Annotated in this window: 9 protein-coding genes; 5 read left to right on the top strand and 4 right to left on the bottom strand. The window is 38.3% G+C overall.

Translation table 11 applies throughout. The features are described from left to right. Positions 1 to 5 precede the first annotated feature (5 nt). The 3 genes from BBI00_RS07500 to BBI00_RS07510 form a co-directional block, all read right to left on the bottom strand. Positions 6 to 2,591 carry a DNA gyrase/topoisomerase IV subunit A gene (locus tag BBI00_RS07500; protein ID WP_065398179.1) on the bottom strand — a complete coding sequence of 862 codons (2,586 nt, stop codon included), beginning with the start codon at positions 2,589 to 2,591 and terminating at the stop codon, positions 6 to 8. An 8-nt stretch (positions 2,592 to 2,599) separates the two neighbouring features. Beyond that, the gene (locus BBI00_RS07505; protein WP_065398180.1) at positions 2,600 to 3,076 is read right to left on the bottom strand and encodes a hypothetical protein; all 477 of its coding nucleotides are present in this window, start codon (positions 3,074 to 3,076) and stop codon (positions 2,600 to 2,602) included. Between the two features lie 94 nt (positions 3,077 to 3,170). Then, positions 3,171 to 5,060 (bottom strand): DNA topoisomerase IV subunit B, encoded by a 1,890-nt coding sequence (locus BBI00_RS07510; protein ID WP_065398181.1) that lies wholly within the window; start codon positions 5,058 to 5,060, stop codon positions 3,171 to 3,173. 220 nt (positions 5,061 to 5,280) lie between these two features. Between BBI00_RS07510 and BBI00_RS07515 the strand changes: the two genes are divergently transcribed. After that, a complete protein-coding gene (locus tag BBI00_RS07515) occupies positions 5,281 to 8,130 on the top strand; it encodes a sensor histidine kinase (protein WP_065398182.1) in 2,850 nt (949 codons plus the stop codon). After that, the gene (locus BBI00_RS07520) at positions 8,099 to 8,827 is read left to right on the top strand and encodes a LytR/AlgR family response regulator transcription factor (protein WP_065398183.1); all 729 of its coding nucleotides are present in this window, start codon (positions 8,099 to 8,101) and stop codon (positions 8,825 to 8,827) included. Before BBI00_RS07515 ends, BBI00_RS07520 begins: the two co-directional genes overlap by 32 nt. An 82-nt stretch (positions 8,828 to 8,909) precedes the next feature. Here the strand turns inward: BBI00_RS07520 and BBI00_RS07525 are convergent, their stop codons facing one another. Then, positions 8,910 to 9,455, bottom strand: a complete 546-nt coding sequence (locus BBI00_RS07525; RefSeq protein WP_065398184.1) for a DUF2867 domain-containing protein — start codon at positions 9,453 to 9,455, stop codon at positions 8,910 to 8,912. Positions 9,456 to 9,776: 321 nt separating this feature from the next. Here BBI00_RS07525 and BBI00_RS07530 point away from each other — a divergent pair, with 321 nt between their 5' ends. The 3 genes from BBI00_RS07530 (at position 9,777) to BBI00_RS07540 (ending at position 12,166) form a co-directional block, all read left to right on the top strand. Further along, entirely contained in the window at positions 9,777 to 9,986 is a 210-nt protein-coding gene (locus BBI00_RS07530; RefSeq protein WP_065398185.1) for a hypothetical protein, read from the top strand. 68 nt (positions 9,987 to 10,054) lie between these two features. Next, on the top strand, positions 10,055 to 10,834 hold the full coding sequence (locus BBI00_RS07535) for a GLPGLI family protein (RefSeq protein ID WP_083988446.1): 780 nt from the start codon (positions 10,055 to 10,057) through the stop codon (positions 10,832 to 10,834). A 183-nt stretch (positions 10,835 to 11,017) separates the two neighbouring features. Continuing rightward, positions 11,018 to 12,166, top strand: coding sequence for a methionine aminotransferase (locus tag BBI00_RS07540; protein ID WP_065398187.1), 1,149 nt, complete (start codon positions 11,018 to 11,020; stop codon positions 12,164 to 12,166). Positions 12,167 to 12,282: the final 116 nt, after the last annotated feature.

Consider the following 12,282-nt stretch of genomic DNA (forward strand, 5'->3'; position numbering starts at 1 on the left):
TATTCTTAATTTTCAGACTCGTCTCCCTGGAACAGATCTCCGATGATTCCTCCGTCTTCGTCCCCGTCACCGGTGGGTTCAGGATCTTCATATACCTCAGGTTCTTCTTCCACAGGTTCAGGAACGGTAATGTTTATCGCTTTCACTTTGAATTTCGTAAACTGGTTTCCGATTGCCTTGATCCCTTTTACTGCAATAAATTCATCGATATTGATGGTTTCAGGCTCACGTTCTTTGCCTTTATCTTTTGCAAAGATGATTTCTGCTGTAGCATCATTGGCAACAATTACATTTTCAATGAATGATTTCGGATGTTCAGACGGCATGAAGGTCTGTACATTCGTGGTATTTTCCAGCAGGAATCTCTTGATAAAGTAAATATCTTTCTCCCCGTCATAGTAGATACAGGTAATGGGTTGTGAAGGTTTCCATTTTTCCAGTACCAGGTATTCGTCATCAAATCGGTTTCCAAGATCAAAAGACACCAGTTTTACTTCACCATTGGTATTAATGGTCAGTATCCTGTCATCTCCTTTGAAGCTTCCCAGCAGGGTACCTCTTGCATCGGCATTCAGTCTTCTCACCGTATCATCAAACCAGATCTTTCTCGGGGCCAGTGTAGAAACACCTTCTTCTTTCAGATCTACTTTTTTCACAGCATATTTGGTCACCAGGTTACCTTTGGAATCTCTTCCCTTGATGGCAAGGTCAGAGAAATTCACTTCCATTTTGTTTTTCCGGATTCTCGGATTCGGTTTTAAAAGCACTGTTACGGTTTCCGCTTCTCCGTTAGGGTTTGCCGAAAAATATAATGTTTCAGAACCTTTTTTGTCTGAAGCCAGCGGATAGTCTGTATTTCTTGTTACTCCTGTTACAGAGAAACGCTTCATATAATAAGGTCCTTCTCTACCCTCACGGTAGATCATATTGTACACGGTTCTTTTATCATTTTTCTTCCATACGGCAACGTGCAGAATATCTTTTCCGATAAATGTTTTGGCCTCCACTTTTACCACCTTCATGCTTCCGTCTTTTCTGAACGTAATGATATCGTCAATATCAGAACAGTCAAACAGATACTGGTCTTTCTTCAGTGAAGTTCCGATGAAACCTTCTTCAAAATTGGCATAGAATTTTTCATTGGCTACAGCTACTTTTGTAGCATCAATGGTATCAAATATTCTCAGCTCTGTTCTTCTCTGTCTGTCTTTTCCGTATTTCTTCTGGATATTCAGATAATAATCGATCGCATAGGCAATCAGGTTGGCAAGGTGATGTTTCACCTGTTCTATTTTGCCTTCCAGAGCAGCAATATTTTCTTTAAATTTATCTAAATCGAATCTTGAAATTCTTTTGATTCTGATCTCTGTAAGCCTCAGGATATCTTCCTCCGTTACCGCTCTTAAAAGGTGGCCCGTATGAGGTTTCAATCCTGCATCAATTGTTTTCAGTACCTCTTCCCAGGTTTTTACCTCTTCAATGTCATGGTAGATCCTGTTTTCAATGAAGATTCTTTCCAGTGAGGAAAAATGCCAGCTTTCCTGAAGCTCATGAAGCTCGATCTCAAGTTCTTTTTTCAGCAATGAAACAGTGTGATCCGTATTCATTTTCAGAATCTCGGAAACATTCATAAACATCGGCTTATCTCCCACGATCACACAGGCGTTCGGGGAAATCGTCACCTGGCAGTCTGTGAATGCATACAATGCATCAATGGTCTTATCCGGGGAAACATCATTATGAATGTGGATCAGGATCTCAACCTTATCTGAGGTATTATCTTCAATCTTTTTGATCTTGATCTTTCCTTTTTCATTAGCCTTTAAGATCGAATCAATAAGATCCGTGGTCGTTTTTGAATACGGAAGCTCTGAAATCACCAGCGTATGCTTGTCAGTCTGGGTAATTTTGGCCCTTGCCCTTATCTTTCCGCCTCTGTGCCCGTCATTATATTCTGAAACATCCAGATAACCGGCCGTCAGAAAATCCGGGAACAGCTCAAACTTCTTACCCTTTAAATAAGCTACGGAGGCATTGATCAGTTCATTGAAATTGTGAGGCATTATCTTGGTAGAAAGTCCTACTCCAATCCCTTCCACTCCCTGTGCAAGGAGCAAAGGAAATTTTACGGGTAAGTCGATCGGCTCATTATTTCTCCCGTCATAGGATTTTGTCCATTCCGTGGTTTTTGGGTTGAAGACCACTTCCAGGGCAAACGGTGTGAGCCTGGCTTCAATATATCTTGCCGCAGCAGCAGAGTCTCCCGTGTAGATATTTCCCCAGTTTCCCTGGGTATCTATGAGGAGTTCTTTCTGCCCGATCTGCACCATGGCATCTGTAATGGAAGCATCCCCGTGCGGGTGATATTTCATCGTATTTCCTACGATATTGGCCACCTTATTATAACGGCCGTCTTCCAGTTCCCGCATAGAGTGCATAATTCTTCGCTGAACGGGCTTTAATCCGTCATACACCGAAGGGATAGCCCTATCCAAAATTACATAGGAAGCATAATCCAGAAACCAGTCTTTATAGAGACCGGAAACTTTCTTCAGGCTTTCTCCCTCATGCGAATATTCTTCTGTCGTCATCTGTTTCTTTAATCGTTTTTCTCTTTATTAGCTTTTACTACTTTGTTCAGAGAGATTTTTAAATCGTTTACTTCTTTTCTGGTCAAATAAGAAATCTGATATTTCAGCATGGTAGAGCCACTATTCTTACTTGAAACGGTAATGTACAGTCTTTTGATAAAGAACATACTGATTACATCATATTTTATCAGCTTATATTTCGGAAATTCATCGTGAAGGGGCTTGCTTAAAAAGGGAATAACATTCCTGTTTTTAAAGTTAAGAGCTTCTCCGTCACTGTCATATTCGAATATCTGCCGTCCGCTAAGATGAAAAATCACCAGCAGAAAAACGGGAACAATAATCAATAAATAACTTTCATTTCCTAGCGCATTGAATCTGTATTTATTGGCCATAAATACCAATATTCCAAATACCACCATCATCAAAAGCAAAGTGCTCAAAGAGTTATAGACTGATGCTTTATTACGGTTACTTAATCTCATTTTTGATTTTTGGGTTGTAAGTCTTTTAAAATTTTCTTACTTCATCCAAAATGTGTTTTTATTGATAATCTGTGTCGTTTTCACGACTCTGTTTCTATCCGGTTGCTACTTCATCCAGTATTTGTTTTTTATCGATATCGCTATCATCTTCCACCACAAGGTTTTCAAGAATAAAGGTCTGCCTGTCCGGAGTATTTTTCCCCATATAGAATTCCAGGAGCTGATCTATGGTCTGATCTTTTCCAACCACTACAGGCTCCAGACGGATATCTTTACCGATAAAATGCTTGAATTCATCCGGAGAAATCTCCCCAAGTCCTTTGAATCGGGTAATTTCAGGGTTTTTCCCAAGCTCATTCAGTGCCTTTACTCTTTCCGTTTCTGAATAGCAGTATCTTGTTTCCTTTTTGTTTCGGACTCTGAATAATGGAGTCTGCAGGATGTAAAGGTGTCCGTTTTTGATCAGATCCGGGAAGAACTGCAGGAAGAATGTAATCATCAGCAGGCGGATGTGCATCCCATCTACATCGGCATCGGTAGCAATGATCACCTGGTTGTATCTCAGGTCTTCCAGACTTTCCTCAATATTCAGGGCTGCCTGAAGCAGGTTGAATTCTTCATTCTCATACACTACCTTCTTGGTAAGTCCGTAGCAGTTCAGCGGTTTACCTTTCAGTGAAAATACAGCCTGTGTTTCCACATCCCTGGATTTTGTAATGGATCCGGATGCTGAATCTCCCTCAGTAATGAAGATTTGGGTATCACCCTTTCTTTCTGCTTTCTGATCATTGTAATGCTGTCTGCAGTCACGAAGCTTTTTGTTGTGAAGAGAGACCTTCTTGGCTCTTTCCCTTGCCAGTTTCTGGATTCCTGAAAGTTCTTTTCTTTCTCTTTCGGAAATTAAAATCTTTCTCTGGATGGCTTCTGCAATTTCCGGATTCTTATGCAGGAAATTGTCGAGTTTGCTTTTCAGGAAATCGATGATAAAGGTTCTTACCGTAGGTCCGTTAGGTCCCATATCGTTAGATCCCAGTTTTGTTTTGGTCTGAGATTCAAAAACAGGTTCCTCAACATTGATGGAAATAGCGGCGATGATCGATTTTCTGATATCGGAAGCATCGAAACTTTTATTAAAAAATTCACGAACTGTTTTCACATATGCTTCACGGAATGCATTCAGGTGAGTTCCTCCCTGTGTGGTATTCTGTCCGTTTACGAATGAAAAATAAGTTTCCGTCTGGGATTTGTCAGAATGGGTAATGGCTACTTCAATATCATCATCTTTCAGGTGAATGATCGGGTACAGAATATCGCTCTCCAGTTCTTCTTCCAAAAGATCCTTCAGACCGTTTTCAGAAAAATAGGTTTCTCCGTTGAAAAGAATTTTCAGTCCCGGATTCAGGTAGGCGTAATTGCGGAGCATTCTCTCGATATACTCTTTTCTGTATTTGAAATGCAGGAAAATTTCCCCATCCGGAATGAAGGAGATTTCCGTACCGTTTCTGTCAGAAGTATCTTTCTCTTCAAAGTTTTCTTTGATAAGGCCACGGGAGAATTCCGCAGCTTTCATCTTCCCGTCACGGAAAGAGCGCACCCTGAAATAATCAGAAAGTGCATTCACTGCTTTGGTACCGACCCCATTCAATCCTACAGATTTTTTGAACGCTTTACTGTCGTACTTACCTCCGGTATTCATTTTGGATACGGCATCTACCACTTTCCCCAGCGGTATGCCACGTCCAAAATCACGGATGGTAACTTTACCATCGTCAAGTTTTATTTCGATTCTTTTACCTGCTCTCATCCTGAACTCATCAATGGAGTTATCCAGGATTTCTTTAAGCAGAATATAAATACCGTCATCAGCAGATGACCCGTCACCAAGCTTCCCGATGTACATGCCGGGACGCAGACGGATATGTTCCTGCCAATCGAGGGTTCTGATATTATCTTCTGAATAGGTTGGATTTATTTCTTGTGACATATATGATTTCAGCAAACATACAAAAATACGAAATTGTCTAAAATTATGCGAATTTTTTCACTTTGTTTTTTTTAACATTTCGCACTCAATATTGCAGTATTATCAAACAAATTCTATAATTTAAGCGATTATTCCATTGAACGTGAAAAAAATAATATTCTTCTGTTTATTTTATTCCCTGTCACTTTCAGTTTCATTATGCACAGCCCAGATCCCCGGAATGGTACATTATAGTGAAGCGGATGGTCTCAACAGTTCTTATACCTACCATTTGAGACAGGATCAGAACGGTTTTATCTGGATAGGCAGCGACAATGGACTGTTCAGGTTTGACGGCAAAGATTTTAAGCAGTATGGTAAAGCAGAGGGATTGAAAAATATTGATATTATATCCTGTGAACCGTTACCCAATAATGAAATTTTTATTCTCCCGTTCTTAAATGATTTTGCTTATCTTAAAAACGGGCGGGTGATCAATTTAGATCTTAATGATCATCTGAAAAACCAATTCTCCGGCTCTATTCCCAAAATCACCCGCAACGGGAACAGGCTCTATCTGTATGGTACACAGAATCCCCGCAATATTTTTATCTACGAAAACGGAAAAGTAAAGAAAACCCCGGTTCTTTTAGAGTACAAAAACAGGAAGCTTTCAACGTTGCAATACGACTTCAGCACTCAGAATTTATATTTAAATGAATCTGCAACAGGTAAGGTCATCATCTACAACCTTATCAGCGGGCAGGAGAAAGAGATCAGAATAGATAAGGGCAACATGATCTGTGAAAAGGGCGATTTTTTTGTATTTCAGGATAAGTTGAAAATTACGGTTTATTATCGTTCCGGTCTATATCAGATGAAAAAACTATATTCCTATGATACAAAAGAGTATATCTTCTATGGGGTTATAGACAAAAATAACAAGCTATGGCTTAATATACAGAACGGAGGGGTGCTGTACTTTAACCAGGCTCTTTCTGAACAGAAAAAAGATCCGGAGCCTCCTGTAAAAATACTAAGTGACCATGTCATTAATAATGTCCTGGTGGATAAGGCTGATAATGTCTGGTTTAATTCCCGGAACAGCGGTATCTTTTTTATCAGCAAAGCACTTTTCAGTAACCATATCAATTTATCGATAAAAAGCAATACGGAATACATCAAAGCAATTGCAAAGGACAGCGAAAACATTATTCTGGGCCATAACAGATCGTCAGGAGCCATTATCGGGAAAAACAGTAAAATACAACCTATCATCCTGGATAAGAACGATAAAGATGAAAACAAATCGGTGTATATTCATGGTAATGTTTCAATTTTCGGACTGGCCAGCAAAATTATCATTCATGATATAGCCCAAAACAAAAATACAACCCTGGACTACAGCTTAAAGAACATCGTTCCGTACACCAGTGATTCTGTATTCTTCTGCACAGCCCACAGCTTGCTGGTATATGATTTACGTACCCGGAAAACCAGTTCCCTTCTGAACGAAAGAGTATACAATGTTCTGCCCTATACAAAGGATGATCTGTTGGTAGGTTCTTTCAGTGACCTCTATAAGTTCAACATCAAAACCGGAAAAAAGACCTTATTCCTCAAAGGATATTATTTTACAGATCTTAAAAAATTACGGAACAACCTTTACGTGGGGGCTACCAACCTCAATGGTATCATTATTTTCAATGATAAGGGTATTGTAAAGAAGATTGATAAAAAAGACGGACTGATCAACGAACAGATAAAAAAAATAGAAGTAGAAAACAGTAATACCCTCTGGGCAAGCACCAATTCCGGAATATCCAGAATTGAACTTACTGCCAATAAACCCCTCATCACCCATCTTACACAGACAGACGGGCTGCCTTCCAATGCTGTTTCAGGCTGTGTCATCAGAAATGATACTATTTTCATAGGTACCTCTAAAGGACTGGGAATCTTTGCCATAAAAAAATTGCTGGCGCAGGAAAAATCCATTCCGGAAAAAGTGATCATCAATTCCGTAACGATTGAAAATAATGAATACTATCAGCCAAACAGGCCTCTTTCCGGGCATTCCAACCACCATGTCATTTTCAACCTCAGTTTTCCTGATTATGCTTCACAGGGGAAGATAAGCTATCAATATAAAGTGGAAGGTCTTGATGATACCTGGCAGGTAAGCAGTTCTCCGAAAATCATATTCAATTCTATCCCTCCCGGAAAGTATGTATTCAGGGTCTATGGGTTAGGATACAACGGAAAACCATCTTATACCTCTTCAGCACTGGCCTTCGAAATCAGGCCCAGGTTCTGGCAGACATGGTGGTTCAGGCTTACTTTGGGAATCTGTACTGTCATGGCTATTATTACTGTCATCAGTTACCAGCTGCAGAAAAAGCGGAATAAAAAACTGGAAAAAATCTATCATGAAAAGAAGATCGCAGAACTGGAGCTGCAAGCTATCAAAGCACAGATCAATCCGCATTTCATTTACAATTGTCTGAATTCTATCAAATACCTGCTGTTCAAAGAAGACTATCAGGAAACGGAAAATTATCTGGACAGCTTTTCCCAATTGATCCGGAAGACCCTGCATTATTCAGAAAAAACCTTTATTCCTGTAGAGGAGGAAGCAGAATACCTTTCCCTGTATATGAATATGGAAAAACTACGCCAGGACGACCTTTTTGATTATGAAATCCATATTTCTGAAAGTGTTGACAAAAAGTGGGTTATTCCCTCCTTATTAATCCAGCCCTTCGTGGAGAACGCCATTAAACACGGTATGCCGGACCTGAATGTTGTAAAAGGATTCGTCAAAGTATCTTTTGATCACAGGGATTCCACGCTTTGTATAACGATTGAAGATAACGGCCCGGGAATCAGGGCTAAAAACCGCTCTGTTGCGGATACCGACTCTTTCGGATTAAAATTATCCCATAAAAGGATCAAAACCTTCCAACAGCTTTTTGAAACAAACATAGTATTGACAATCAATAATATCAACGAAAAACAAACCTATCCCGGAACCCGGATTAAAATATACATAAGCCCTTATGAAAACAAAAATACAGGCCTGCATCATTGATGATGAAAAGCATGGCAGAGATTATATTGCATTACTGATCCAAAAGGAATTCCCTGAATTTGAAATTGTCTTTCAGGCATCCGGTATTGAGGATTCCTACAAAAGTCTTTTAAAAAATACTCCGGATATCATTTTTTTAGATATACAGCTTAAGGAAGGGACTGCTTTCGATCTCCTGCTGAAGTTTAAAGAGATTCCTTCCCAGATTATTTTTATTACCGCTTATGAAAACTATGCCATCCAGGCGATCAGGAACGGGGCAACCGATTATCTTTTAAAGCCGATCAAAAAAATCGATTTTATTTTTGCGGTCAATAAAGCCCTGGAAAATATAAAGAAGGTACAGCCCGTCCATAACCCGCTGCAGGATAGCAAAATCATACTTTCTACCCTTCAGGGGTTCAAGGTAATCAATATTGCCGATATTATTCATTGCGAGGCAGATTCAAGCTATACTACGTTTTATCTTGTCAATAAAACAAAAATAATGGTATCCAAAACCCTGCACGATTTTGAACGGATTCTTCCCTGCCTTAATTTTTTCAGAATCCATCATAAACACCTTATCAATGTGGATCATCTCCAGGAGTATATCAAAGGCAGAGGCGGCCAGGTGGTAATGAGTGACGGCTCTGTTCTGGATGTATCTTTCCGCAGAAAAAATGATTTCCTGCATAAAATAGGAACTATAGAATAATATCAATATTCAGTTGTGATATATATAATTGTTTCCAAAACCTTTGGGTTTAGCAGCTGCTGTCAGAGGGAAAGCCCGGACTTTATGCCGGACTGCTTTCTAACCGGCCTATTATCCTCTTCAGCATAGAAGGCACAATCAGCTTATGAAAGGGGCGTACCGGAAGGAAGTACAGGATGCCCAGCCAGTTATGAAATTTTACCGTTGTGGAAATGGTCAGTGAATTTTCATTCTTCCCTGCCTTTTGCCTGTCAAATAAAAGGGAAACCCTGAAATCAAGGTGCTTATCATCTTCCCCGATAACGATTTCGTTATCCGTTTTGCTAAACACTTTGAAAAGCCCGAACTGATCCCCCACCTCGCACTTAAAGTTTTGTGGATCCTTTTGACTTCCGATGTCATCACCTGTTTTCAGCCCGAACAGTTTAACTGTTTTATTTCTGAGGGCAAACATTTTCTTTCCCCACCGGGGTCCGCTGGTAAAGAATGCTTTTCCGACTTCCGTAATATCAATATTCCGGCTGTCCGTAAGCTCACCTTCAAAACTATCTATGTAATCAAAATCCTTTTTTCCTGTGAACAGAACAGACTTTTCAGGAAACTCAGTCTTCTTAATTTTCGTTATCATTGGTATTAATTGGCTTGTTTGCCTAACAAATGTAGGGATTTGAAAGCAGATCCAAAAGAAAAAACCAAACAAATGTTTAATTAAATTCTGATTCCAATTTTCATGATAAACAATTCAAATAAAATATAATTTATTCTCTTAAATAACTATGGTGAAAATTATATTTAATGTACATTATAAAAGATCATATTCTTTTTAAACTCAATTTTATTTATTAATGTAAAATAAAGTATTTCAACTATTTAACATAAATAAATAATTCTCACTCATGATGAATTATTTTATATTTTTGGTTTAATAACTATTTATAAAAAAACAAATATGAAAAAAACAATTTTACTAGGCACTTTCTTAATCGCCGGTATCGTAAGTGCATTTCCTTTTAGAACTTCATGTGGTACGGTTGTTCAAGTCAGCCAGACAATTGCTAATAACATGTCTTTAGACCAGTTGGCAAACTACCTTGGTGATGTAAATGGTGAAACATGTCCGGGTTCAGGACCGGTTATTGTTAAAATTTATTACCATTAATAAACAAAAAGTCCATTGATTACCGCCATCAGCCTGGCGGTTTCTTTATTTAATAAAAGGATTAAAAAATGAAAAAGGTTATATTACTATTCTATCTGTTAATGATTACAACCATTTTTTCTCAGAAAAAATTTGATGTGGTTTATGAGGCCGGTTATAAACTGGATTATAAGCTTTCTAACGGGAGCAATTACAGGAAAGAAACAACATTTGCCCTTCTTATTAATGAAAACGCATCCTTTTTTAAGGATTTACACAGGTATATTTCTGATTCTTTAATGGTGGAAAAAAAACTCAATACAATTGAAGAAGCTATGAAATACAATACAGATTTCCGGGGATATATCGGAACAACATCTGCCAAGTTATATGTAACGGATGAAATCAATTACACCTATTTCGGATATGAGGAGCCCAATAATATTAACTGGAAAATTAAAAATGAATTCAAAACAGTGGCCGGGTACAAATGTCAAAAAGCAGAAACCACCAAATACGGCAGGACATGGATAGCCTGGTTTGCCTCCGACATTCCTTTTCAATATGGTCCCTATAAATTTAACGGACTCCCTGGCTTAATCACTGAAGTATACGATCTTAAAGATGATTATCATTATACTTTATATTCCTTTAGAAAAAGAAAATATACCTGCAGATCAGCCAATATTGCTACGAACGTTAAAAGTCTGACAAAAGAAAAATTTGCAGAAGTTTTAAAAAACAGACTGGCTGGTAAAATGAGATTGCATGAACAGTATATTGAAAACAAAGATGATATTGAAATGCTAAGGCGGAATGCTGCTAAGGCTGAGAAAAATTATAATCCTATTGAATTAAGTATATACTAAAAACATCTTTTAAAGGTATTTTTTTATTTAAAAGAATACGATTAAATTTTATGTTATATGGTAATTTTAAGTCAATTGTATTCACTTATCATGAACTATCCTCCTTAATACAAGTTAATTATTAATCAATACCCTTACTTTATTTTAAATATTCATTAAATTGGGACCACAAAAAATTTCCCTATGATACAACTTCCTTTATCTAAACTTTCTAATGTAGGAACTACTATTTTCAGCCAGATGACCCAACTCGCCAATGAGAATGAAGCGATTAATCTTTCTCAGGGATTCCCAGATTTCATGCCTGATGAAGAGCTGCTGAACCATGTGGATCATTTCATTAAAAAAGGGTTCAATCAATATGCTCCACTGGGAGGAATAATCGGTTTAAAAGAAGAAATCGCAAGGAAAATTGAGAACAGCCATCAGGCGGTTTATCATCCCGATACCGAAATCACTGTAACTGCAGGAGGTACCCAGGCTTTATTTACAGCAATTGCCGCTTTCGTGAAAAAAGAGGATGAAGTGATCATTTTTGAGCCTGCTTATGATTGTTATGAGCCTACTGTAGAGCTTTTCGGAGGAATTGTTAAACGTTTTGAGATGAAAGCCCCGGATTATACAATCGATTGGAAGGCGGTTAAAAACCTTATCACCGAAAACACCAAAATGATCATCCTTAATAATCCGAATAACCCGTCAGGAAGAATCCTTAAAGAAGAAGATATTCAGGAACTCATTCAGCTGGTTAAAGGAACTTCCATCCTTATTCTAAGTGATGAAGTGTATGAAAATATTGTTTTTGACGGGAAAAAACATATCAGCATCTGCCAATATCCTGAGCTTAAAGAAAGAAGCCTTCTGGTAGCCTCTTTCGGAAAACTGTTTCACGTGACGGGCTGGAAGGTCGGTTATTGTGCAGCTCCGAAGAATTTAACAGATGAATTCAGGAAGGTACATCAGTTCAATGTTTTCTGCGTCAACACTCCTATTCAGCTTGCTTTGGCAGAATATATGAAAAATGAAGAACATTATACCCACCTGAACCAATTCTTCCAGGAGAAAAGGGATTTTCTGAGAAACGGGCTTTCCGGAACTTCATTTGAGCTGCTGGACTGTGAAGGCACTTATTTTCAGGCTGTGAAATACACCAAGATCTCTGATAAAGATGATTTTGATTTCGCCAGAGAGTTTACCATTCAGCATAAAGTAGCCAGTGTTCCTTTCTCTTCATTTTATAAAAACAAACTGAATGAACATGTGATCAGACTATGTTTTGCTAAAAAACAGGAAACCCTGGAAAGGGCAATTGAGAATCTCTCCAAAGTATAAACTTCAATGCTTTATCGAAAAAACCATTGATCAGCAACTTAGTTGCTGATCAAACTATGTCGCTATGTGGTTAAATCGCATGCTTCATACAGAATCACTATTGGCTATTTTTTCTT

This window comes from Chryseobacterium arthrosphaerae (genome assembly GCF_001684965.1).
GTDB classification, from domain to species: domain Bacteria; phylum Bacteroidota; class Bacteroidia; order Flavobacteriales; family Weeksellaceae; genus Chryseobacterium; species Chryseobacterium arthrosphaerae.